Below are 23,182 nucleotides of genomic sequence, written 5' to 3'. Positions count from 1 at the left end.
GTAGAGCCTCCTCACCCCTCTCCCCCCTCCCCAGCCCACACGCTCCTCCTTGAGGCGACGTACCTGCCCCTCATCTCCACCTCCCTGGCCCTCCTGCTGACCTCCTCCGCCTCCCTCTCCCCCACAGCCCTTGAGTAGCCCCTCATGAAAGCCTCCATGAACCTCCCCGCCGCGGAGGGGTGGGTGCTGGTGACGGCCTCCCTCAGCAGGTGCACGTCCACGGCCCTGTCCTCCAGCTCCGACGAGAAGTCGGCGAGACCAAAGTCTATCAGGGTCACGCCGCCGTCGCTCACCACCATGTTGGACGTCGTGGAGTCTCCGTGAACTATGCCGGCCGAGTGGAGGAGCCCCAGCTGGAGGCCGGCGTCCTCAGCGAGCGACTCCCAGCCAGGGGAGCCCACGAGGTCCTTGAGGGTGGGCCCTCTGACGTACTCCATCACTATGAGTCCGAGCGACGGGAAGACCGCGTAGAGCCTCGGCACCCTGACGCCCCTGGCCAGGGCCACGGAGAGCACCTTGGCCTCCTTGAGGGTCCTCTGGGCCCTGAGCCTCGAGTCCAGGGCCGGGTCCATGTAGGGCTTGCTGACCCTGAGCTTGTATATCGCCTTCATCCCCATGAAGTCCCCCAGCCTCACCTCCGACTCCGCCCCCCTCTTGAGCAGGGTCAGCGACGAAGCCCAGGACCCTATCATAGAAGCTTCCCATACCAAGGTACCTCCACCTCGTCGAGCCTCCACCTCTGGTTTATGAAAGCCCTCTCAGGCTCGACGTGCACCCCGCTCAGGTGCGCCAGCAGGCCGGCCAGCGATATCATGGCCCCGTTGTCGCCGCTGTAGTAAGCTGGTACCCCCCTGTAGGTACCGCCGTGGAGCCTCGCCATGGAGTCGAGCTTAGAGTTGAGCACCCTGTTGGCGGCGACCCCGCCGGTGAGCACGACGTCCCTCTTGCCCGTGTGGGCCAGGCACCTCTCGGTGACCTCGACGGCGGCTGAGAAGGCCACCTCCCTGAGCGTGTAGCAGACGTCCTTCAGCTTAGCCCCCCTCCTGAGGGCCCTGAGGGCTGCAGTCAGCAGCCCTGAGTAGGAGACGTCCTGGCCCTTCACGACGTAGGGGAACCACCCTATGAACTCCCCTCCCTCGGCGCAGGCGTCAACCACGTGGTTGCCGTTGACCACGTACGGCGGCCCCAGCTTGACCTCCCTGGCAAACGTGTCGAGGAGGTTGCCGAGGGCCATGTCAAGGGTTTCGCCGAACACCCTGTACCTGCCCTCAACGAACGTCGTCACCGCCGTGTTGCCGCCGGAGACGTAAAGTATCACTGGGTCCCTCAGCCCCGTGGTGTACCTCGCCACCTCCAGGTGGGCCACGGCGTGGTTCACGGGGACCAGGGGCACCCTGAGGGCCGCCGCCATCGCCCTGGCGACCGTGGCCCCGACCCTCAGCTGGGGCCCCATGCCGGGGCCCAGGGCGACCGCTATGGCGTCCAGGTCCTTAGGCGTGAGCGAGTTAACCGAGAGGGCCTCCTCAACGACCTCCGCGGCCACCTGGCTGAAGAACTGGGCCACCTCCCTGGGCAGTATGCCGCCCTGCTTAGGTACGTAGTTCCTCCTGGCGTCCTTGAGGAGCTCGGGCCCGGCCGGGGTCCACCTGGAGACCCCGACGCCGAACGTGTGCGCGGTCGGCTCTATTCCAAGTACAATTACTTCACTGTTGGACGACGAACTCCGTGTAGCCGCAGTAGCCACAGTGCCACCTCTCGACAGGCTTCAGGTGGTGGGCCATAAAGTTGCCGCACTTGGGGCACTTCTTGTTCTTCACCTTTATCGTCATGTTGTTGTAGTCGACCTCGTAGAGCAGGTGCACGTAGGCCTTTACCTGCTTCGCCATCACTTACCGCCCCCTGCCTTGGTCTTGGCCTGCTTCTTCTCTGCCTCGCCGTGCCTTGCAAGGACGTACTGGGGCTCGACCTTAACCGCGTCTTCGTGGCTGTCATAGACGTGAACGTGAACCTTAGATATGCCGACGCCGTAGCTGGTCTTTATAGTCTTAACGTAGACCGCTCCAGCGTCCCTGTTGTAGGCCTTTGCAACCGCCTCCCTTATGGCGCTCCTGGCGGGGGTCGACTTGAGCTCGTGGTGCGCTAGCGCCTCCACCTCAGTGCGCTTGAGGAGGTCGTTCCTCCTCTCCGAGAGCACCTCCAGCCAAGAGCCGTCTCCCAGGTCAACCCTCTTGGCCTCTGGCATGCCTGGCACCTCGCTTAGGCCTGTCACCTGGGATTTTAACCCTTGAGCACTCTGGCATGCCTGGCAGCTCAGCTTAAGTATTGCGGCCAGCTAAAGTCAGAGGGGACCTTTATGAGTGAGAGCGGTCATCCGGCGATGACCCAGGACGCGCTTTCCTCCAGCTACGGCGGCGAGTCCATGGCTCACATGAGGTACCTGATATTTGCAGACATAGCTGAGAGGGAGGGCTTCAGGAACGTGGCGAGGCTCTTCAGGGCAATAGCCTTCGCGGAGCAGGTGCACGCCAGGAACCACTACCAGAGGCTTGAGAAGCTGAAGGCGCCCCTGAAGGTCGTGGCCGAGGCCCCCTTCGGGCCAGGGGACACCGCCAAGAACCTCGAGCTCGCAATAATGGGTGAGAAGTTTGAGGTGGATGAGATGTACCCGGCCTACATAGAGCTGGCGAAGATACAGGGGGACAAGGCCGCCGAGGTCAGCTTCAGGTACGCGCTGGAGGCGGAGAAGATACACCTAAAGCTCTACCAGGAGGCCCTGGAGCACGTAAAGAAGGGGGAGGACATGCCTCTCGACGGCTACATCTGGATATGCCCCGTCTGCGGCCACACGTACGTGGGCAAGGAGCCGCCGCCCAAGTGCCCCATATGCGGCGCCCTGGGCAAGGACTTCGTGAGGTTCTGACGGGTCCGGGGGGATTTGAACCCCCGACCTCCGGCTCCGAAGGCCGGCGCGCTGGTCCTGGCTACGCCACGGACCCCTGTCTACAAGGTGGGACAGGGGACATTATTTCTTTTCAGTACTCCACAGTAACGTAGGCCGGGGCCCATGATCTTTATGAAGAGCCCTTGAATGTATTTATGCTCACGCATCAACAAGCTTCAGTCTTGGTACGGGGTGCGTCTTGGCAAAGCAGGTCCAGTGCAACTCGATAGGCATCTCAGTGAGGTTCGGCAACGTGACATGCTACGACGACGGCAGCATAGTTGTGGAAGGCCCCGCGGTGCTCTGGGTCTCCAAGGCGCTCATGGGGGTTGACGGCAGGTCGAGGAAGGTCGGCGCGGTGCAGAGGGCCATAATGGACGCCATCTCCAGGGGGCTCCACACCAGGGAGGAGATAGCGGCGAGCGTGGGAATATCCATAGGCTCCCTGGGGTACTCGCTGACCTCGCTGGTGAGGAAGGGGCTGGTCATACTGGTCAAGGCCACCGCGGGAGGGCCCTGCAGGTCCTACTACTTCCTGCCGGGCCAGGACATACAGGCTTACCTCACGGCCAACAGGCTCGTGCCCTGCCGCAAGTCTTCATGAGGGCACACTGCTGTGTACATATTAACTTCACTTGCCCACCCGCGTCACAGGCGCAGCTGATGAGGGCCGACGTGCCGGTTGAGTGCGTGGTGGACGCCCACGTTCACATGCCGCTGCTCAGGGAGAGGGGCGAGGTCAACAGCTACATAAGGGGGCTCGTGGAGAGCGGCGTCGGCGGCGCAGTGCTGCTGGGCATACCGCCGTTCAAGGAGATACTGGCCTCCATATCGCTCGAGGAGGTCAAGAGCGAGCACGAGAGGGTGAGGGGCCTCATAGAGAAGCTGGCCAGCGACATAATGGACCAGCTGGAGCCCGAGAGCCTCTACCTCTCGGCCGTTAAGCTATCCGAGAGCTTCTGCTCCTTTGCAAGGCACTCCGAGCTCGCCGGGGTGGTGAACTTCCCGGTGATGTACCCTGCCAACCTGAGCCTGGGCCCGGACGAGCTGGCAAGGCAGCTCGAGGAGGCAGTCTCCCTGGGCTTCAGGGGCTTCAAGGTGATCTCGACGCTCTTCCTCAAGTACCTCAGCTCGGAGCAGGTCGAGGTAGTGATAGACGTGGCCGAGAGGAAGGGGGTCCCAGTCGTGGTCCACGGGGGCTGCGACCCCGGCATATGGGAGCTGCCTAAGTACTGCAAGTACGGCGACCCCTCAAGGCTTGAGCCGCTACTCTCCAGGCACAGGGACGCCACCGTTATAGTGGCCCACGCCGGCGGCTACAGCGCAATAGCCCCCGGGGTCTTCTTCGAGGAGGCCCTCTCTCTTGCCAGGAGGTTCGACAGCGTCTACGTTGACACCTCGGCCCTGCCCCCGCAGCTGGTGCCCGTGGTGCTCAGGGACTTCCCTGCCGGGAGGGTCCTCTACGGCTCCGACTACCCAGCCGTTGCGAACTCCAGCCTGAGGGAGTACATGGAGGAGGTCTTCATGACGCTCCTCGCCTCGGGCTGGAGGGGCAAGGAGCTCGAGGGCTACGCCCACGGCGTCGCCGAGGAGGTCCTCAAGGCATCCTGCGTCACGCCCCTCTACGACCGCGTGGGGCTCTGACGTCATAAAAGTGCTTTTTAAATTATAAAATAGTGGGAATATTTACATATAAGCCCACCATAGAAATCTTTTAAACTAATCCAATAGTGTATACAAGTGAACAGAGGGAGGTGGAGTCCTTGTCTGAGTCGCAACAGGAGGTAGAGCTCCTACCCTACGGTGAGAAGTACCACCCGTACCACAACAAGTACGTCGACTTCTGGAGGCAGAGCCTGGCCGACCCCATAAAGTTCTGGGACGAGAGGGCAAGGGAGCTCGTGTGGTACCGCACCTGGGACAAGGTGCTCGACGACTCCAACCCGCCCTTCTACCGCTGGTTCGTCGGCGGCGAGACCAACGTAAACCTGAACGCCCTGGACAGGTGGATGAACACGCACGTGGCCAACAAGGTCGCCTACTACTGGGAGGGTGAGGACGGCGTCACTAGGGTGCTCAGCTACAGGGACCTGTTCCGCGAGGTCAACAAGTTCGCCAGGGCGCTGCAGGACCTCGGCGTCAAGCCAAACGACACTGTCACGATATACCTGCCAATGATACCCGAGCTCCCGATATCAATGTTAGCGGTCACCAGGATAGGCGGGATACACAGCGTGGTCTTCTCCGGCTTCAGCCCGTCAGCCCTGGCGGACAGGATGGTTGACGCCAAGTCGAGGGTCGTCATAACTGCCGACGGCTACTGGAGGAAGGGTAAGGTGGTCGAGCTCAAGAAGAACGCCGACGAGGGCGTGAGGCTGGCCGAGGAGAAGGGAGCAAAGGTCGACAAGGTCATAGTTGTCAGGAGGCTGGGCAACCAGGTGGCCTGGAACGAGGGCAGGGACGTCTGGTACCACGAGCTTGTCTCAAAGTACCCTGAGAACACCTACGTTAAGCCCGTCCCGAGGAAGGCTGACGACGTCCTCTTCATACTGTACACCAGCGGGACCACAGGCAAGCCAAAGGGGATAATGCACAGCGTGGGCGGCTACATGGTGTACGTCTACAACGTGTTCAAGTGGAACTGGGACATAAGGCCCGAGGACGTGCACTGGACCATGGCGGACGTGGGCTGGATAACCGGTCACACCTACATAGTCTACGGCCCACTGCTCAACGGCGCAACTGAGGTCATGTACGAGGGCGCCATAGACTACCCGCAGCCCGACAGGCCCTGGCAGATAGTGGAGAGGTACGGGGTCACGATATTCTACACGAGCCCGACCGCCCTCAGGATGCTGAGGCAGTACGGCGACGAGTGGGTAAAGAAGCATGACCTCTCGACGCTGAGGATACTCGGCACGGTGGGCGAGCCCATAAACCCCGACGTCTGGAAGTGGTACTTCGAGGTGATCGGCAGGGGGAAGTGCCCGATAGTGGACACCTGGTGGATGACAGAGACAGGGGCGGCAATGATAGCCCCGGCCCCCGGGATATCGCTCGTGCAGCTCAAGCCGGGCTCGGCCACGTTCCCGATGCCCGGGATAGAGGCCGACGTGCTTGACGAGGGCGGGAAGCCCACGCCGCCAGGCGTCAAGGGGTACCTGGTCATAAAGAGGCCGTGGCCCGGCATGCTGCTCGGCGTCTGGGGTGACCCGGAGAGGTACGTCAAGACCTACTGGTCAAGGTTCCCCGGCTACTTCTACGCTGGCGACTACGCGGTCAAGGACGAGGAGGGCTACTTCTGGCTGCTTGGCAGGGCCGACGAGGTCCTCAAGGTGGCCGGCCACAGGATAGGCACGGCGGAGCTCGAGGACACGCTGATAAAGCACCCCGCCGTCGCCGAGGCGGCCGTCATAGGCGCCCCTGACCCGATAAAGGGGGAGGTGCCCGTGGCCGCGGTGGTGCTCAAGGCGGGCTACAGGCCCAGCGAGGAGCTGAAGAAGGAGCTCATAGACATGATAAGGACCAACATAGGGCCCATAGCGACCCCCCAGGCGATACTGTTCGTCAGCAAGCTGCCAAAGACTAGGAGCGGCAAAATAATGAGGAGGCTGCTGAAGGACATAATGGAGGGCAGGCCGCTGGGCGACACGACAACCCTTGAGGACCCCACTGCCGTTGACGAGCTCAAGAGGGCCTGGGAAGAGTTCAAGGCCCAGATGAGGTGAGACCTTGAGCCAGGACCAGCCCTTCGCGGACCCCAGCTCCCTGGGCCTCTGGGGCTTCGCCCTGACGACCATAGTGCTCAGCCTCCACAACGCTGGCCTAATATCAACTGCGGGGCTCACCCTGGCATACGCCTTCTTCTGGGGAGGGGCAGCCCAGGTCTTCGCGGGCTGGATGGACTTCAAGAGGGGCAACATGCTCGGGGGCACGGCCTTCAGCACCTACGGCCTCTTCTGGATCGGGCTGGCCATGGCCTTCGTGCTGGGCAGCTGGGATCCCTCCGTGTTCAGCATGAGCGGGGCCGAGCTCGGGGCGTGGTTCGTGCTCTGGGGGGTCCTGACGTTAGTTTACACCGTGGGCGCCTACATGGCCAAGGCCAGGGTGCTCACCTCGGTGCTAGCCCTGCTGACCCTGACCTTCTGGGTCCTGGGCGCGGCGTTCTTCTCCGGCAGCGTAACCATAACCAGGGCAGGGGGGTGGATAGGCTTCATAACCGGACTTGACGCGCTCTACCTTGGGGCCGCCCTGCTGATTAACTGGGTAGCCAGGAGGCAGGCGCTGCCAACCTAAGGCCTGTGGGCCTTATTTATTTTTATAAATAGTTTTTAACTTTTTATTTTGTAACTCCTTTACTTTATCGCCCAAGGGGCTCTCCCACAGGAGTGCCAGTAACCATGATCTCACGGGCCCTTTTTCCTCAATTTATATATTTGTTATCTTGCATTTTTAGCGCGGTGGACCCTTGAGCTCCTGCAGGAGGGAGAGGCTCGCCGCCCTGGGCAGCTACTCCATTGAGCTCCTCTGCCCCGAGGATGCTAAGTACGTGGTGGAGTTCTACTCGTCGCTGGACGCCTTCTCGCTCTACTACAGGTTCCTGGGAATATTCAAGGACTTTGAGGGGCACGCCAGGAGGCTCTTCTCGGGGCAGTGCAACTACGCCATAGGCGCATTCCTTGGCAATGACATCGTCGCCCTGGGCGAGGGCTTCTCGGACTGCAGGAGCGCTGAGCTTGCCTTCGCCGTGAAGGAGGAGCACAGGAGGAGGGGGCTGGCCACAGTGATAGCCGCCCTGCTGATACTCGAGGCCTACAGGAGGGGGGTCAAGACCATGGAGGCCTACATGCACGGGGACAACTACGCGGCCATAAGGATAGGCGAGAAGGTTGGACTTAACCTCGAGTGTGAGGGCGACGTCTATCATGGTAAGGCTGAGGTGACCAAGATAAGGGACAGGTGCCTAAACGTGATAAGGGAGAAGGGGGGCTCCCTGGAGCCCTGGTACCTTGAGGCCATAGCCTCTGTAAAGCCTTAGGCATTTAACCCCTTGGACCCCAGCCGCGTTGGGATCAGGATGGGAAGCAGGGTCGCCATGTTCTCTGGCGGCAAGGACGGGCTGAGGGCCGCCTCGCTGGCCTGGCCCGTCGACATCCTCCTGTTCCTTGTGTACGACTTCCCCGAGCCGAGTCCCCACATAGAGAACGTCGGCGCTACCATAGCCGAGGCCTCGCTCATAGGGAAGCCCATAGTCGTCGCTAGGCTTGACAGGGGCAAGGAGTTTGAGGAGACCGCCGACCTGCTGAGGAAGCTGAACGCCGACAAGCTCATAGCTGGCGACGTCTTCGTTGAGGACCACCTCAAGTACATGGAGTCCCTGGCCTCGGAGGCGGGGGCTTCGCTCCTCGAGCCCCTGTGGGGCCAGGACACGCTGGAGATACTCATGAAGGACCTCGAGGAGGGCTACTCCATGAAGGTCCTGGGGGCCAGGACAAGGGCGCTGAGGAGGGCCGTCGGCGAGGTAGTGGACAGGCACAACTCAGAGTGGTTCCTGTCCCTCGTCAAGAGTGACGGGGCCGACCCGCTGGGCGAGAAAGGTGAGTACCACACGGTCGTCGTTAACTCCCCGCTCCACAGGGCCCCGCTCAGGACGTTCAACGTCAGGAGGATATCCATGGAGTGCTGCGACATAGAGGTCGTGGCGGCCCCGTTTAACCAGGCCGCCATGAGCTCCTACGTGAGGGCCTTCGGCACGCCGTAGCCTCCCTAGCCTCTATAGGCTTATGAGCCTTATAGGTAAATTACCTACCTTACGTTTTAATGTGTACTGACCTCCTCCCCGCCCTAAAGGGCGAGGGCTCCCTTAGGGCGGATCACAGGTTTGTAGTTTACCGCCTTCATTCTCATCACTTCATAGCTGGCGGGGATTACCCACCCCGCTCCATTCGTCCAGCGGTAGGCCACGGGCCTGGCCTTCAGCCCGTTACCCCTATCCCTCGCTGGGAGTTGCCCTCTGCTCCCAGCTCCCTGGGACTCGGGGATATGTAGAATATTTATTGCACCATTCAGATCCGCATTCATAACTTTCCCCATGCGGGGACACCTAAACAAACCACGTTTAACACGCCCACCCTCGTGGGCTTCCCCGCATAGGGAACAAGTCTTAGAGGTGTAGGATTCTTCTACTTTCGTTATCTTAATCCCCAATTCCTCTCCTATCTCCTCGAAACGTTTAATGACGTAACCGTAGTTCCAGAAGTTCACAGTGAGCTTATTGCCGTGGTTCTTACTAATCCCCTTAGGATAACCAACAATAACCTCACTTATCCCTTTTTCCCTTAACTCCTCCATAACCTTCCTGGCCATACTGTTTAATGCGTGTTTCAAGAACCTCCTCCTCTTATCGTAAAGGAGTTTAAGCTTCCTACTCCTCTTTTGCTTATGTCTAGCTAAAACTTTCTGAACTTCACTTATCCTCTTACCATAATACTCATATTGTGCAAGGACACTGCCACCCTTGAAAATATACCATGTGCCATCCTCAACGTAAACAGTAGCTAAGTTAACGATCCCTAAATCCACTGAGGCCCTTAAATTACCCTTGTTTTCAGCGGTATTTTCGACTTCAACTGGAATATGAGCATACCAGCTCCTCCTAGCCTCATCGTAAATTACCTCTAGCCTACCCTGCTTCCCATGCCACTTAAGTTTCCCCTTAAACTTCAGCGAGAGCTTGAAGTCCTTCAGATAAATAATCCTCTTATTTTCATTTACCTCATATCGGTCGTTCCTAATAATGACCATTAGCTTATACTTCCCATTTTTGTCCTTCCAATAGCTTGGAGGCCTCGGTTTGAACCACTTTGGTAATTTCCCCTCCCCCTTCTCCTCGATTAGGGAGAAGAAGCCCCTCCAGTCCTCGGCGTTCTTCCTGGCAACCTGTTGTGCATTGACCTTTAACACTTGTTTGTACTTTTCATACACCTCCTTTTCTGTCTCTGCGAAGTCCACCCTCTCCCCTTTCTTGAATTGTTGCGTCCTTAGCCAGTTTACTTCATTCCAACATTTGGCAGTTACTACAGCTAGTTCCTTGAGCTTCTCATGCGTGTTTTTGTTAGTAATGAGTTTAACGACGTTAGTCCTCTTCGTCCTCTTTCCCCCACTGCTCCTCAACGTATCTCTTTATGGTTTCACTCGACACGTCACCAGCCGTTGATACGGCTCCCAGATCCCAGGGACTCGGGGGTATGTAAAGCCCTTATCGGACGTCCCCTTACGGGGACACGTTTTATTCTACAATACTTTAAAAACACTATAATTTAAAAGCTTTACCCCGCCCCTGGAAGGGGCGAGGCTTGTTGTTCTTTTAGTCAGCGGGAGGGAGCCTTTTATAGCTGGATAATCCCAGGGGTTAAGTGGGTTCGGTTTTGGGAAATAGTCGCAGCTCGATCTCCACGGCCGCCCTGGCGGCCATAGTTGTTGTAATAGTCGTTGTCGCGGTGGCCGGCCTCGCTATATATTACACGCATAGGCCCTCGAAGGTCACCACGTCAACAACGCCGACGCCAACAACCTCAACAACAACCTCAACGACGTCAACGAGCTCGCAGCAGGTCACGCTGACGATAGCGACCTACACCGGCGCGCCGCAGCGGTTCCTCAGCATGGCCGCACAGCTCTTTGAGCAGGAGCACCCCGGCGTTGTAATCAAGGTCGACGCCTACCCGTTCACGGAGTACATAACAAATGAGCTCACCGTCCTGAAGGCAGGCGAGAGCTCCTATGACATAGTGACATTCACTCCCACCAGCGCGAGGCTGCTGGCGCCTTACGTGGTGCCGCTGAACTCCTCGGTGATAAACACCAGCGACATTCTCTGGCCGGCTGAGAGCTTCGGCGGCGTGATATATAACGCCACCACCAACACCTCAGAGATGGTGGGCGTGGCCCCCTGGGTCTCGAACGTGCTCATAATATATAACACCAAGTACTTTGACAACGCGACGCTCCAGCAGGAGTTCTACAATGAGTACCACATGCAGCTGAACCCGTGGACCTGGCACAACTGGACCGTTGTAGTTGACGTGAGCCAGTTCTTTGTCAGCCACAACATAACCAAGTACGGCGTCCTAATAATGGACGGCACGGCCGGCGGCGACCTCGACTCGAGCTTCGAGTCCATATACGGCTGGTTCTACATAAACAACCAGAGCCTCAACTGCGGCACAGTACATGGAATACCCGGCTTCGGCATAGAGTTCTACGGCTGCTACCCCAAGGGCTGGACATACCCGTTCCCGCCGCCAGCGATAAACACCTCGGCCGGGGTCCAGGCCCTTGAGATACTCAGGGAGCTGGTCAGCTACGAGCCCTCGCCGACGGTGTTCCAGGTGTCCTTTGACAACACGCCTGAGCTCTTCGCTGAGGGCTACGGCCCCGCGGCCGTGAACTACGCCTCAAGGCTCGCCGCCATACTCGCCCAGAACGTGAGCCCAAGCGAGATAGGCCTGGCCCCGCTCCCGGGCAACTACTCCATGGCAGGGGGCACATACTTTGGCATAAGCAGGTACTCGCAGAACAAGCAGCTAGCCCTTGAGTTCCTCCAGTTCGTAGAGTCGCCGCAGGTGCAGGAGGAGATGTTCCTGAAGCTGGGCCTGTTCCCGATATCGAAGCAGGCCTACAGCGTACTGCTGTCGAACTCCTCGGTGCCGGCCTATGAGAAGAACTGGCTGCTCGCCAACGAGATCTCAGCCGAGTACGGCAACGCGTGGGAGCCACTGGTACCGGTAACCCTACAGCTCGGCAACGCCCTCGGCAACGCGCTGCTGAACTACCTCGAGAACCCGACCAGCCAGAGCCCGCAGCAGGTGCTCAACTCGGTGGCGGCGCAGTACATAAGCATACTGAAGTCGTACTACGCCTCAACCACGACCTCCTCTTCGTGACTGGCACAATATTACAGTCTTTTCATTATCTTTTTTCCTTTTCCACTCCAGGCGGTCAGCTCCTGCCCCTTATGGCCGACGCCACGGCGCCGGCCACCACTAGCCATATCATAACCATGTATATTGCCCTGAGGCCGCGCACGAAGCTCACCGCGCTGGCGGCCTGGGTCGCCGGCAGCCCCGTGAATATGGTCACTAGGACCCCCCTTGGAATGTAGGAGGCCGCCAGGGCGCTCGCAAGGGCCAGGCTCAGCGACTGCCCCGCGAACCTCATCAGGTTCAGCGTGCCCGAGGCCACTGATAGCCTCTCCCTGGGGGCCGCGCCCATAACTGACGCAGTGTTAGGGCTTGAGAAGAGGCCCATGCCGACGCCCAGGAGCACGGCCCTCCACGTTATGTCCTGCAGCGACGCCCTCAGGCCGAGCTGCATGAGGAGGGCCAGGCCAACAGCTATTATTGCCATCCCGGCGGTGGCGAGCGGCCTCGCCCCCACCCTGTCTGAGAGCCTCCCGCTTATGGGGGAGAGGACTACCATGGCCAGCGACAGGGAGAGCAGGGCCAGGCTCACGTATATGGGCCCTATGCCCAGGACCTCTATCATGTAGTAGCTGAGGAAGAAGGGCACGAAGAAGTATCCAGCGTAGTTCAGGAGGGCCGCCATGTTCCCTGCGGAGAAGGGCACTGACCTGAAGAGCCTGAGGTCCAGGAGGGCGCGCGGCCCAAGCCTCGACTCCCTGACAGCGAAGGCTAAAATGAAGGCGAGCCCGGTCGCCAGCAGCGAGAGGTACTCAGGGGACCAGCCCTCGAAGGCCCCGGCGGTGAGGCCCATGAGGGTGAGCCATATCCCTGCGGCCGCCAGCAGCCCCCCGAGCACGTCTATGGGCTCGTCAGCGCGCTCCGACTCCTTAAGGTAAGCCTGGGACAGGGCGTAGCCGAGGGCCGCCAGGGGCACTGTGACCAGGAAGACCCACCTCCAGCTCGGCACGCCCGCTATGTACCTGAAGCTTGTTATGGCTCCTCCAACCACGGGCCCCACAGTCGTTCCAGTGTAGACTGCAAGCGTCCAGTAGCCGAAGGCCTTGCCCCTCTCCCACGGCGGGTAGGCCTCGGTAATTATGGCGCCGCTGTTGGACAGTATCATGGCGGCCCCGAGGCCCTGCACGGCCCTCCAGGCGTCGAGCTCGAGGCCGTTGATCGATAGGGCGCACATTACTGTGCCGACAGCGAATATCAGGAAGCCGGTGGTGAACACCCCCTTCCTGCCCCGCACGTCGCCGAGCCTGCCGAAGAGCAGGAGGAACGCCGAGAGCGAGGCCAGGTACCCCACGGGGACCCAGATGGTCTCCAGGTAGGTGGCGTGCGAGCCCCTGGCTATGGCCGGCAGGGAGACGCTGACTATGGTGCTGTCCAGGGGGGTCAGGATGGCCGCAAATGAGGTCACTACTGACACTAGCCTGAGGTACTCCCTGGGGTACTTCCAGGGGCGTGACAAGGCGGTTACCCTGTGAGGGACCTGACGAACTCCTTGGCCGCCTCGTCCAGCCTCCTGGAGGCCTCCCTCAGGGCCTGCTCCTTCATGTCCCTCAGGGACTTGAGGTACTGCTCGTAGCTCTCCTTAAGCTTCCTGAGGGACTCGTCCTCCTTCCTCCTGAGCACGTCGTCTATGGAGCTCAAGGCGACCACACTCTGGCCTTGGGTCCCCGAGTTTTAAAGCGTTGGCGTGGGCCCAGGTAATAACAGGCCGTGGCGTGCACTTTAGAAATTAACTAGCTTTTAAATAAAAAGAACGCTTATATATATTAGAAGCTTTAGATTGCTTTTCAACATATATTTCATTTTAATGCAATTTTTTAATAAGTTGTTAAACGATATTTATAATTATAACGTATTTGGTGTAAAATTGCTGTTTGCAGTCACACTCAATTTAGTCAAATAACCTTAGTGAGGTGAGGCGTAGGTTGATAACATACACGGCCCCCATGTGGGTGGGCCTCATAATAGGCTTCATAATAGGGGCCGCGGCGCCTATTGCCCCAGAGGCTATCATGACCGCGTTGAACCCCACGTACTGGACCGTAGGGCCCAGCAGCATCACTTGGAGGTTGTTCGAAGTAGCGTCTGGGCTGGGCTGTAGGACCGCTACTGCAAGGCTTATGGGGGCCAAGCCGCTGCTGTTGGGGTACCAGGAGAGCACGCGAGGCGTGGCCTCATAGTAGTAATTGTACCAGCAGCGCCCCAGCTGTCCCCCTAGGGCTGAGGTCGTGTTTGTGATGGGCGCTGTTGTCGTAGTAGTCGTCGTCTGAGCCGACATGACGGCGCCAGCGGAGGCGGCCCTAGGCCTGGGCCGCCCAGGGCCGACTATGGCCTTGAAGGGGTGGGACACCTGGACCCCAAGCACGGCGCCTGAGCCGCTCAGGGGCACGCTGAGGTTCAGGGGCTCCAGCTGGGGCTCTATGGCCAGCTCGACGCTGCCGTTGGGCAGGTCTATGGGGTACATCACCCAGACGATTATGGATGGCATGAAGGAGGTCAGGGCGCCGGGGCCGTAGTACCTCAGCCAGTCCTCGGCCCAGGCGAGCAGCTTTGACACGTTTATGTTGATCTCGCCTCCGGTGCCGTTGAATATAGGTATGAGCTCGGTGCCCTCCGCGTCGGCGCCCAGGCCCACACGGAGAAGGAGGCGTTGGTTATCTGAACCGGGTCGCCGCCCCTGATGTAGAAGGCCCTTATGATGAGCCTGCCCCTCACCAAGGCGCCGGGTAGCACGTAGACCCCCGTGAGAAGCGCCGAGGCCGCGGTGACAATTATTATGAGGACGGCGGCGGCCCTGGCTGTCAGCGAGGCCCTCCGGCGGGGGTAAAGGAGGAGGGACACCGGAAGCACGCCCCAGTGGTGGCCCCCGTCTAGCGTTAAAAACTTCATCGGAGAGTTGTTTTAGCCCGCCGGCGGGCATCGCGCAGCCAAAGTGACGGCTCAAAGCCGCTGCCCTTCAGCGCTGCCGTGCCCTAGGCCTCCGCCTGAGCAAGAGGCCCTCGCCTCTTATATGCTGCCATTATATGTTAAAAATTCCATATGGGAGACCAGTAGGAAAATTGCCGCGCCTTAAGCTCCAGGGCTCGCCGCCAGGCCTGGGGAGCCCCTCTTGGCCATGTTACGCTTAAAATATCCCTGCCCCCCAGTTCCTTGGGAAGCTGCTTGCGCTTAACGGCCCCCTACGCGGCCTACATAACGGCCTTTGGGGTAGTCCCCTTCTTCGCCACGTTCGCCCTGGTCGGCCTTGACTTCCGCTCGGCCCTGGTGGCCCTAAGGCTCGTGCCCGTGGGCCAGGTGTTCCTCAACACCTTCATACTTGCCGTGGCCACCTCAGTGCTCGGCACCCTGATAGGCCTGGTGGCCGCCGTGGCCGTTGACATGCTTGACGTGAAGTACCAGAGGCCGCTCTCGCTGCTGACGGTGCTCCCGCACACGGTGCCCTTCGTCTCGGCGGCGCTCATATGGTCCATAAGCCTCTACGGCGGCGGCTGGGGGTGGTTCACCTACCTGCTCCACATAAGCTTTGACCCGCTCTACCTCGCTAACACGGCCCTCTACGGCGTCATACTGGTCAGCGTCTGGGGCGCAATAGCGTTCCCCTTCATAATAATATACGCGACGCTCAGGTCCATACCGCCCGAGATAAGGGAGAACGCCATGATAGACAACATAGGCCTCTCAAGGTACTACGGCGAGGTGGCCATACCGCTGGCGAGCAAGGCCATACTGATAGCCTTCATAATAGAGCTCGCCTTCAGCTTCGGCGCCTTTGACGCGCCCTACGTGCTCACCGGGGGAGGGCCGGGCTACGCTACCACAACGCTGGGCATACTCACCTATGAGGCCGTGTACAACCTCAACAGCTACTCCGCGGGGGCGCTGATAGCGGCTACAATAGCCGCCCTGGCGACCGTCCCAGCCATGGCCCTCTTCAGGGTCCTGAGGAGCAGGCGCGCCCTGCTGCCCGCGGTCAGCGTGAGGCTGCCTGACCAGGCGTTCAAGGGGATAATGCTGGCAGTGCTCTCAGTCATATTGTTCTTCAACGTGATGCCCATATACTGGATGTTCCTCGTGGCCTTCAGGCCCAACACCCTCGACTTCAGGTCACCCCCGGTCATGATACCAGTGAAGTTCACCAGCGCGTTCTTCATGCAGGCGCTCAGGGGCTCCGTGCCCTACATGGTCAGCAGCGTGGTCGTCAGCGTGGCGGTCGGCGTGATAGCAGTCCTCCTTGCCTCCGGGGCCTCATATGAGATAGCCAGGGGCAGGGCATGGGGCTGGCTGCTGCCCCTCTCCATATACCTCTACGTCCTGCCCCCCATGGCTTTCGTGATACCCCTCTACATAGCCTTTGCCAAGGCGCACCTGCTCAACACCTGGTGGGCCCTTATAACTGCGATGCCCCTCGGCTACGTGACCTACGCCCTGTGGATAATGAACGGCTTCTTCGTTGACCTCCCAAGGGCCTACGACGAGGTAGCTGACCTGTTCAACGTAAAGGGCAAGTTCAGGAGGCTCATACTCCCGCTCTCCAGGCCGGTACTCCTCTCAACATTCCTGCTGGCCGCCGTGGGGGCCTGGCACGCCCTCTTCTACCCGCTGATATTCTCAGCGACCCCGTACAACTTCGGCTTCCCGCCCCAGGGGGCCCAGACGGTCACCATATACGCGCTGACCGCGATACAGGAGTCAACCATAGACTGGGGCCTGCTGGCCTCCATGGCGTTGGTCGCCGCGCTGCCGCCCATGGTGCTTGACATAGTGTTCCTGTCGCTCATAGCCAGGGGGAGCAGGGCCAGCGGCCTCAAGTTCCTGTGAGGCCCCGAGGGCCAGGGCCAGGACGGCCGCCAGAAGCCCTGCGGCCCCCGCGAGCCAGAGGCCTGAGACGAAGTCCATGGCTGACCACGCCGCCACGTACTCAAGGTAGAAGGCCCTGGAGGCCGCCGCGGCCTCGGCCTGGCCTTCCCCAGCGCGTCGTAGGCGTAGTAAAACGTCATGGAGACCACGAACCAGCCGACGAAGTTAGTTATGGGAACCCCGTAGTACGGCCCCCTCGTCTGCCAGACCCATAGGTGGCCCTCTATGGTCAGGAAGGGGTCGAAGGCGAGGTCCATGGCAACCATGGCCAGGGAGGCCGCGAGGTAGCTGCCCGTGGCGGCGAGCGAGTAGAAGCCAAGGGAGGCCCAGAGGAGCGGTATGTAGACCGGCACCCCCAGCACCTTGAGGCCTAGGCCGTTCGTGTAGTAGTACTTCCCGAAGGGGAGCCCGTAGTGCACCCCCAGGAACTCGAAGGCATATGATATCGCTGCCGAGGCCGCGAGGAAGTAGAGGGTCCTCCTCCAGCCCAGCTCCGAGTAGGACGCCAGCAGGTAGAAGGCAACGAAGAAGATGGGGGCTGACACAACAGCTGCGACAAGGCTGAGGGGCCGCGGGACGTCAATGACTGACAGGAACAGGAAGGGAGGGTATAGGGCAGAGAGGCTCCAGGCTATGAGTCTAATTCTGTCCAAGCCAGGGCCCCGTCGACGCTGCATTGTTTGAGTTAAAAGGTCACTGGCTGAGGCTAACCTCAAGCACGTCCCCAGGCCTCAGCGTCAGCTCCCTCGAGAGCCCCAGCTCGCCGTCCTTCACGTAGCTCAGCGGCACCTCCGAGCCGTTGTACTTTACTGACGCCCTGCAGCCCTTGGCGTCAAGCCTGAGCGACGAGAGCCTGAGGCCGGGGCCCTCGACTACCTTCAATGAGAGGGAGCCGCTGCAGCCCTCCCTCCTGTAGCTGACGCTGAGCAGGTTGCCAGCTACCATCACTGGGCCCCTGAAGCTGGGGCCTCCCAGCCTAGGGGCTATTGACAGCTCCCCGCGTACGCCGTCATAGGTCGCCCCGGCCAGCGCGTTTGGTATCGTGAGGGCCGCCAGCGGCCTGGAGTAGTGGCCGTCGCACTCAATGTGGTTGAAGTAGAGCCCCCAGGAGCGGTACCTGTTATGGACCGACCTGAGGACCTCCATGGCCTCCTCGACCATGCCCTCGTAGAGCATCTGGGAGGCGACGCCGAACTCGACGCCAGTCCACGGCGTGTCGGCCTGCGACGACACCCTGTTCAGTATCTTGGTGCCGTTGGGCTCCTCTACGTCACCCACCATGGATGGCCTTGGGGTGCCCGGGTAGGTGCCGTTGAGTAGTCCCTCCCACCTCCTGAAGTTGGCCCTGTAGACCTCCCTGAGCGCCGACCTCACCTTCTCGCTGTCAACGCCGTCGCCGAGGCCAAGCACCTGCAGGTACCACTCCCCCGTGAGCTGGGCCGAGAGGACCGCCCTGTCCCTCAGGCCGCTCTCGGGGTCGTACCAGTCGTCGAAGTAGCTGCCGTTCCACAGCAGCTTCACCAGGCTGTCGTAGGCCCTTGAGGAGAGCTGCCCCAGCTCCTCCGCCCTCTCCAGCCCCTCCCTTGAGGCCGCCTCGGCCGCCGCCCTGAGCGAGGCCGCCCAGAGGTCCCCGGTGAAGGAGGCCACCCCGAGGAGGCTGAAGGTGTCAAACGTGTTCACGGAGTTCATGACGAACTCGGGGCCGGAGAACAGAAGCTTCACCACGTTGCCGCCGTAGAAGCCGGGCACAAGGCCCTTCTCTACTGCCTCCTGGGCGACCCTTGAAAGGCCCTCGTAGTCGGAGGGCATGTAGTGCTCTATGAGCCCCGTGCCCCTGCTGTCGTGCTGCCTCCTGGTGCCGTCTACTACTGTCAGCACGTCCCTCCAGAGTGACCTGAGGTACTCCCTGTCGCCCGTGGCGTAATACGGCAGGAGGGCTATGAGCAGGAACTCTGGCATGAGGTCGTTCCTGTCGTAGCTGTCTATCAGGTTAAAGGACGCCCTGAACGAGTGGGGCACCCTGCCCGTCGGGTCCCTGCCGGTCCTCCTCACTATTTCAGCTATGGCCTCGGAGAACTTAGCCTGGTCGTTCTGTATCGACGGATCCTTCCTCAGCATCTCCCTGTAGAGGCTCATGTTCTCATGGAAGCCGAGGGCGAAGAGCTCGTAGTAGTAGTGCTTGTCAGGCCTGAGCACGTGCCTGGCAACGTCCTTAACTGCGGCCTTTACCAGGTCAGGGTACATGTTGACGACCCCTGCGAAGGCCCAGAGGACCACGTCAACCGTGTTGATCCCGCAGCACCCGGGCCCTCCCTCCCACAGGCCGAAGTGGCCGTCCCTCGTGAGCCAGGAGAGCTTCGGGACGCTGGTCAGCTGGGCTGTTACCAGGTCAGGGATCCAGCCCTCGTATGACGCGTCGTACATGGAGTCCGAGAAGGCCTCCAGCCTGGCTATCAGCTCGTGCTTTTTCTCGAAGACGTATGAGATCACCTGCTCCACGTTGCTGAAGAAGTTCTCGTAGTAGTGCCCCACCCTCTGGCCCGAGGCGTCCACGTGGTTGGGGAAGTACCACGCTATGGCCCAGTAGAGCTCCTCCGAGGACCCGGGCGCCAGCTCTAAGGGCCTTGTGGCCACGGCTGAGAAGACGTCAAGGTCTGAAGTCATGCTGGATGGCCCGGTGAGGTCGCCGTCGCCCCTGAAGTCAACGAGGAGCCTCCTGAGGAAGTTAACTAGCTGGGGCCTGTTGGAGGCGTCAACTGACCCCACGGCGCCTGAGGAGGGCTGGCCAAGGGACGCCACTGCCAGGGCCCCCCTCGCCATTGGGTGCATCTCATCGACGCAGCACGCGCTCATTATAGCCGCTGTCCAGTCCGGCCCCTCCCTCACCTCGCTTGACGGCCTGCCCCCGGCCGACCTTGCCGGGTTCCTGGCCACGGCCATTATTGACGCCTTAACCCTCTGCCTCCCCCTGTTGATCACCCTGAACCTAAGTATGACGGCCGGCGTGGACGAGACCTTAAGGTCTCCCGGCAACAGAAGCGAGTACGCGTCAAGGCTGACCTCGACGCCGAGCTCATCCAGCAGCGAGTCCCTGTAGCTCAGCGTCACCCTGGGGTACCTGACTTCCATCTCTGTGCCCTCAACCCCCTTGGCCCAGGGCAGGTGGTACGGCTCAGCTACAACCCACGGGCCGCAGCCCCTGTAGGTGTAGTCCTCCGCTGAGCCGTACCAGAGCCCTGTGAACAGCCCCCTGAGGAGGGGCTCCTGGCCCTCGGGCTCAAGCCTCAGGAAGAACACGAGGTCGTCGGGGTTCATGAACCACTGGGGCTGGCCGTAGCCCGCCCAGGGCCTGTTGTTGAATATCAGCCACTCCCTGAACCTGCCGTCGGGCCCCACCTCAAAGGAGCCCGTGCCGAGGCCTCCCATGGGGACGCCTGCCAGGGATGTGTCATAATATGATATGCGCAACTGTACACGCCACAGAGAAGGGTAACAGTAAATATATAAAAATTGGCAGCGTAATTAAGGTCTAAGCTTCACCTGGGAGCCCAGCCTGATGCCCTCCTCGAAGGCCGCCAGGTTCTTGTCAGCCATGGGGAGCTCCTGCACCTTGGCCCTTATCCTCTCCGGCTCAACGAAGCCGTCCAGGGCCCCGGTGCCGATGAGCGCGCCGAGCATTACCATGTTCTCGGCCAGGTAGCTTCCGACCTTCTCCGCTACCTCCCTCGCCGGTATCACCGCGTACCTTATTCCGGCCCCCTTCAGGGCGGCCTCTATCTGCTGCCTCTTCAGCGGCCTGAGGCCGGGCGTGGGCGGCATCATGAGCGTGTCAGCAGTCAGCAGGACGCCGCCCTGCCTCAGGTAGGGCGCGCCCCTGACCGCCTCTATCATCTCAAAGGACAGCACCACGTCCGCCTCCCCTCTGGGCACGAGGGGTGAGTAGACGTCGCCAAGCCTAACGTGGACCTCTACAGCCCCTCCCCTCTGGCTCAGCCCGTGGGTCTCGGCGACCAGAGCCTTGCAGCCTCCCTCCACCGCCGCCTCGCCGAGCACCCTGGCGGCGGTTATGAGGCCCTGGCCCCCGACCCCCGTCATGACTATGTTTATCCTCCTGCGGCTCACATCCATGCCTCCTCCCACCCCTTGCCCTCCTGGACGACCTTAACTATGGCCTTGTACGGACATATCTCAGCGCAGACGCCGCAGCCGGTGCAGAGGCTCGGGTCTATCCAGGCCTTCCTGTCGTCCTTGACGAATATGGCCGGGCACGAGAAGGCGTTGTAGCATATGCCGCAGGCGGTGCACTTGTCGTCCTCGACCTGGTAGAGAGGCACCTGGACCTTGGCCTTCCTGGCCCTCCTCACGGCGTCGAGGGCGCAGGCCCTCCTGGCCACTGCAACGGCGGGCCTCCTCTCCTTGACCACGTACTCCAGGGCCTCTGCTATTGCGTTGGTGGCGCCGTTTATATCGAAGGGGTCAAAGGTGACGACCTTCTCTATGCCTATGCCCCTAGCTATGCCCTCTATGCTTATCACAGGCGCCTCGTCACCCATGGCTGTGACCCCTGACCCCGGGTCCGGCTGCTCGCCGGTCATTGCGGTGGTCCTGTTGTCGAGCACCAGCAGGAGCATGGGGGCCCTGTTGTACAGGGCGTTTATCAGCCCGGGTATCCCGGCGTGGAAGAACGTCGAGTCGCCAATTATCGCTATGGGCACCTGGTCCTGGGCGGTGTGTGCCAGGCCGTTGGCGGCTCCGACGCTCCCTCCCATCTCAATTATTATGTCCTGCTCCCTGAAGGGCTCGTAGAGGCCCAGGCTGTAGCAGCCTATGTCGCCGCTGTATATGGCCTTGAGCCTAAGCCTGTTGACGGCCCTCCTCAGGGCGTAGAAGGTAGCCCTGTGCGGGCACCCCGGGCAGAAGGCGGGGGGCCTGGGGGGTATCTGGAGGTCCACCTTGTATAGCCTCGGCTCCTCCGCGGGCAGTCCAAGGAATGACCTCACGGCCCTCCTGACGCGGTCAAGCGTGAGCTCCCCGGCCAGGCCCACGAGGTCCTTGCCGTGGACCTCGGGCGTCAGCCTCTCCTCCTCGAGGGCCTGCTTCAGCTGGCCCTCAACGACAGGCTCAAGCTCCTCAACGACTAGGACCCTTTTTACGTTGGAAAGCGCGTCTATCACAAACGACCTGGGGAAGGGCAGCGGCGTGGCTATCTTTACTACCTTAACCTTGTCCGCCTGCGGGCCGAGCTCGGAGAGGGCCTCCTTGACGAAGCCGTAGGCGACGCCGTCAGTGACTATTGCAACGTCGCCGTCCCCCTCTACCCTGTTGAACTGGCCAAGGCCGGAGAAGGTCTTCCTTATGTCCTCCCACTTAGATATGAGCTTCTCCCTCTGCTCCCTTGCCACGGCCGGCACCAGAGTGAGGCCCCTGGCCCTCTCAAACTTGCCCGCGGTCCTGGGGGGCCTCAGCGGGCCCAGGACCACGGGTCCCCTCGTGTGGGACACCCTGGTGGTGATGACCATCATGAACGGGTGCGAGAACTTCTCGCTGAGGTCGAGGCCGAGCACGGCGAGGTCCTTGGCCTCCTGCGGGTCGCTGGGCGTCAGCACGGGCACGTAAGATATTAGGCCGTAGTACCTGTTGTCCTGCTCGTTCTGGCTGCTCCACATGCTCGGGTCCCCTGCTACGAAGACCAGCATGCCGCCCCTGACGCCGGTGTAGGCTATGCTCATGAGCGCGTCAGCTGCCACGTTGAGGCCCACGTGCTTCATGGTGGCCATGCTCCTCACTCCAGTGAGGGAGGCGCCGTAGGCGGCCTCAACGGCTACCTTCTCGTTGGAGCTCCACTCGACGTAGATGCCTGCCTCCTTGGCCACGTCGGCCAGCGACTCTATTACTTCAGTTGAGGGAGTACCCGGGTATCCGGCAGCGAAGCCGCCGCCAGCCTCGAGGAAGCCCCTGGCCACCGCCTCGTTGCCCATCAGCAGGGCTGTACTCCCAGCCCTACCCAGTATGCGATACAATAGCGGGTCCCAGGTAGCTATGGCGGCTGGAAATTAATTAGTTGTGTATTAGCAAAAAAGTTTTTGATCCTACTCCTTTAACATTGCGGGCCAAGGCTAGCTCTCCTGGGAGCCCTCCTCTTCAGCTTCTCAAAGCTGTTCAACCTCTCGCTCGCGTCCTCATAGGTGGTGCAAATGTAACGGGAGTAAGTCATTATTAATGATTAGTGGTCGGACGATTAAAGTCAATAGTATAATATTAATAGCCTTTAATAATGTTAAAGAACAAAATAAGAAAAACTTTAAAATCAGGCATAAACATCAATTGCATTTACAGTAATTTTCTTAGTTTCTCTTCATATTTTGCTTTTAGTTCTTCATATTTTGCTTTATCTATTCTTCCATAT

The 23,182-nt window shown here is 60.4% G+C and carries 21 protein-coding genes, 1 tRNA gene and 2 pseudogenes; 9 read left to right on the top strand and 15 right to left on the bottom strand.

Annotated features, from left to right (window positions below):
• Positions 1–11: 11 nt before the first annotated feature.
• The 4 genes from ACP5H1_RS06075 to ACP5H1_RS06060 are packed head-to-tail and all read right to left on the bottom strand — an operon-like array spanning position 12 to position 2,242.
• Complete coding sequence (locus tag ACP5H1_RS06075; protein ID WP_427972967.1) at positions 12–710, bottom strand: Kae1-associated kinase Bud32; 699 nt, start codon at positions 708–710, stop codon at positions 12–14.
• Complete coding sequence (gene kae1 / locus ACP5H1_RS06070) at positions 689–1,744, bottom strand: KEOPS complex N(6)-L-threonylcarbamoyladenine synthase Kae1 (protein WP_427972965.1); 1,056 nt, start codon at positions 1,742–1,744, stop codon at positions 689–691. The genes ACP5H1_RS06075 and kae1 overlap by 22 nt, the downstream gene beginning before the upstream one ends.
• Positions 1,704–1,886: a 30S ribosomal protein S27ae gene (locus tag ACP5H1_RS06065; protein WP_427972983.1), complete on the bottom strand. Its 183-nt coding sequence runs from the start codon at positions 1,884–1,886 to the stop codon at positions 1,704–1,706. Before ACP5H1_RS06065 ends, kae1 begins: the two co-directional genes overlap by 41 nt.
• Positions 1,886–2,242 carry a 30S ribosomal protein S24e gene (locus tag ACP5H1_RS06060; protein WP_427972962.1) on the bottom strand — a complete coding sequence of 119 codons (357 nt, stop codon included), beginning with the start codon at positions 2,240–2,242 and terminating at the stop codon, positions 1,886–1,888. The genes ACP5H1_RS06065 and ACP5H1_RS06060 overlap by 1 nt, the downstream gene beginning before the upstream one ends.
• A 111-nt stretch (positions 2,243–2,353) precedes the next feature.
• On the opposite strand from ACP5H1_RS06060, the gene ACP5H1_RS06055 reads away from it, so the two are divergent.
• The gene (locus ACP5H1_RS06055; protein ID WP_427972960.1) at positions 2,354–2,920 is read left to right on the top strand and encodes a rubrerythrin family protein; all 567 of its coding nucleotides are present in this window, start codon (positions 2,354–2,356) and stop codon (positions 2,918–2,920) included.
• On the opposite strand, the gene ACP5H1_RS06050 is transcribed toward ACP5H1_RS06055, so the two are convergent.
• Positions 2,921–2,996, bottom strand: a tRNA-Arg gene (locus ACP5H1_RS06050). It lies immediately after the preceding gene.
• 144 nt (positions 2,997–3,140) lie between these two features.
• On the opposite strand from ACP5H1_RS06050, the gene ACP5H1_RS06045 reads away from it, so the two are divergent.
• The 6 genes from ACP5H1_RS06045 (at position 3,141) to ACP5H1_RS06020 (ending at position 8,702) form a co-directional block, all read left to right on the top strand.
• Complete coding sequence (locus ACP5H1_RS06045) at positions 3,141–3,545, top strand: hypothetical protein (protein WP_427972957.1); 405 nt, start codon at positions 3,141–3,143, stop codon at positions 3,543–3,545.
• 59 nt (positions 3,546–3,604) lie between these two features.
• Entirely contained in the window at positions 3,605–4,585 is a 981-nt protein-coding gene (locus tag ACP5H1_RS06040) for an amidohydrolase family protein (RefSeq protein ID WP_427972954.1), read from the top strand.
• 86 nt (positions 4,586–4,671) lie between these two features.
• The gene (gene acs, locus ACP5H1_RS06035; RefSeq protein WP_427972952.1) at positions 4,672–6,669 is read left to right on the top strand and encodes an acetate--CoA ligase; all 1,998 of its coding nucleotides are present in this window, start codon (positions 4,672–4,674) and stop codon (positions 6,667–6,669) included.
• Between the two features lie 4 nt (positions 6,670–6,673).
• Positions 6,674–7,237, top strand: a complete 564-nt coding sequence (locus ACP5H1_RS06030; protein ID WP_427972950.1) for an acetate uptake transporter — start codon at positions 6,674–6,676, stop codon at positions 7,235–7,237.
• Between the two features lie 172 nt (positions 7,238–7,409).
• Positions 7,410–7,979, top strand: coding sequence for a GNAT family N-acetyltransferase (locus ACP5H1_RS06025; RefSeq protein ID WP_427972948.1), 570 nt, complete (start codon positions 7,410–7,412; stop codon positions 7,977–7,979).
• A gap of 12 nt (positions 7,980–7,991) precedes the next feature.
• On the top strand, positions 7,992–8,702 hold the full coding sequence (locus tag ACP5H1_RS06020; protein WP_427972945.1) for an ATPase: 711 nt from the start codon (positions 7,992–7,994) through the stop codon (positions 8,700–8,702).
• Between the two features lie 83 nt (positions 8,703–8,785).
• Here the strand turns inward: ACP5H1_RS06020 and ACP5H1_RS06015 are convergent, their stop codons facing one another.
• Entirely contained in the window at positions 8,786–10,114 is a 1,329-nt protein-coding gene (locus ACP5H1_RS06015) for an RNA-guided endonuclease InsQ/TnpB family protein (RefSeq protein ID WP_427972943.1), read from the bottom strand.
• Positions 10,077–10,160, bottom strand: a pseudogene (locus ACP5H1_RS06010) (IS200/IS605 family transposase); the annotation flags it as partial. The pseudogene ACP5H1_RS06010 and the gene ACP5H1_RS06015, both read right to left, overlap by 38 nt.
• Before the next feature lie 208 nt (positions 10,161–10,368).
• On the opposite strand from ACP5H1_RS06010, the gene ACP5H1_RS06005 reads away from it, so the two are divergent.
• A complete protein-coding gene (locus ACP5H1_RS06005; protein ID WP_427972941.1) occupies positions 10,369–11,886 on the top strand; it encodes an ABC transporter substrate-binding protein in 1,518 nt (505 codons plus the stop codon).
• Positions 11,887–11,941: 55 nt separating this feature from the next.
• Here the strand turns inward: ACP5H1_RS06005 and ACP5H1_RS06000 are convergent, their stop codons facing one another.
• From ACP5H1_RS06000 to ACP5H1_RS05985, 4 genes are all read right to left on the bottom strand, one after another.
• Positions 11,942–13,378, bottom strand: coding sequence for an MFS transporter (locus tag ACP5H1_RS06000; RefSeq protein WP_427972939.1), 1,437 nt, complete (start codon positions 13,376–13,378; stop codon positions 11,942–11,944).
• Between the two features lie 5 nt (positions 13,379–13,383).
• The gene (locus tag ACP5H1_RS05995; RefSeq protein ID WP_427972937.1) at positions 13,384–13,560 is read right to left on the bottom strand and encodes a hypothetical protein; all 177 of its coding nucleotides are present in this window, start codon (positions 13,558–13,560) and stop codon (positions 13,384–13,386) included.
• A gap of 250 nt (positions 13,561–13,810) precedes the next feature.
• On the bottom strand, positions 13,811–14,554 hold the full coding sequence (locus ACP5H1_RS05990) for a hypothetical protein (protein WP_427972935.1): 744 nt from the start codon (positions 14,552–14,554) through the stop codon (positions 13,811–13,813).
• Positions 14,479–14,769 (bottom strand): hypothetical protein, encoded by a 291-nt coding sequence (locus ACP5H1_RS05985; RefSeq protein WP_427972933.1) that lies wholly within the window; start codon positions 14,767–14,769, stop codon positions 14,479–14,481. The genes ACP5H1_RS05990 and ACP5H1_RS05985 overlap by 76 nt, the downstream gene beginning before the upstream one ends.
• A 312-nt stretch (positions 14,770–15,081) precedes the next feature.
• Here ACP5H1_RS05985 and ACP5H1_RS05980 point away from each other — a divergent pair, with 312 nt between their 5' ends.
• A complete protein-coding gene (locus ACP5H1_RS05980) occupies positions 15,082–16,737 on the top strand; it encodes an ABC transporter permease subunit (RefSeq protein WP_427972931.1) in 1,656 nt (551 codons plus the stop codon).
• A 152-nt stretch (positions 16,738–16,889) separates the two neighbouring features.
• Here ACP5H1_RS05980 and ACP5H1_RS05975 read toward each other — a convergent pair.
• The 4 genes and pseudogenes from ACP5H1_RS05975 to iorA form a co-directional block, all read right to left on the bottom strand.
• A pseudogene (locus ACP5H1_RS05975) lies at positions 16,890–17,453 on the bottom strand (carotenoid biosynthesis protein); the annotation flags it as partial.
• A gap of 16 nt (positions 17,454–17,469) precedes the next feature.
• Positions 17,470–20,244: a GH116 family glycosyl hydrolase gene (locus tag ACP5H1_RS05970; protein ID WP_427972929.1), complete on the bottom strand. Its 2,775-nt coding sequence runs from the start codon at positions 20,242–20,244 to the stop codon at positions 17,470–17,472.
• Between the two features lie 54 nt (positions 20,245–20,298).
• On the bottom strand, positions 20,299–20,904 hold the full coding sequence (locus ACP5H1_RS05965) for an indolepyruvate oxidoreductase subunit beta (RefSeq protein ID WP_427972926.1): 606 nt from the start codon (positions 20,902–20,904) through the stop codon (positions 20,299–20,301).
• Positions 20,895–22,754 carry an indolepyruvate ferredoxin oxidoreductase subunit alpha gene (iorA, locus tag ACP5H1_RS05960; protein ID WP_427972923.1) on the bottom strand — a complete coding sequence of 620 codons (1,860 nt, stop codon included), beginning with the start codon at positions 22,752–22,754 and terminating at the stop codon, positions 20,895–20,897. Before iorA ends, ACP5H1_RS05965 begins: the two co-directional genes overlap by 10 nt.
• Positions 22,755–23,182: the final 428 nt, after the last annotated feature.

The sequence above is a fragment of the Acidilobus sp. genome, from assembly GCF_049973875.1.
GTDB lineage: Archaea > Thermoproteota > Thermoprotei_A > Sulfolobales > Acidilobaceae > Acidilobus.
The sequence above is the reverse complement of the archived record's forward strand: the minus strand, read 5'-3'. Positions and strand labels throughout refer to the sequence as shown.

Coding starts and splice junctions, on each gene's coding strand:
- ACP5H1_RS06065 (WP_427972983.1), bottom strand. CDS start 1,886: ATGGCGAAGCAGGTAAAGGCCTACGTGCACCTGCTCTACGAGGTCGAC.
- ACP5H1_RS06060 (WP_427972962.1), bottom strand. CDS start 2,242: ATGCCAGAGGCCAAGAGGGTTGACCTGGGAGACGGCTCTTGGCTGGAG.
- ACP5H1_RS06055 (WP_427972960.1), top strand. CDS start 2,354: ATGAGTGAGAGCGGTCATCCGGCGATGACCCAGGACGCGCTTTCCTCC.
- ACP5H1_RS06040 (WP_427972954.1), top strand. CDS start 3,605: ATGAGGGCCGACGTGCCGGTTGAGTGCGTGGTGGACGCCCACGTTCAC.
- ACP5H1_RS05965 (WP_427972926.1), bottom strand. CDS start 20,904: ATGGATGTGAGCCGCAGGAGGATAAACATAGTCATGACGGGGGTCGGG.
- iorA (WP_427972923.1), bottom strand. CDS start 22,754: ATGGGCAACGAGGCGGTGGCCAGGGGCTTCCTCGAGGCTGGCGGCGGC.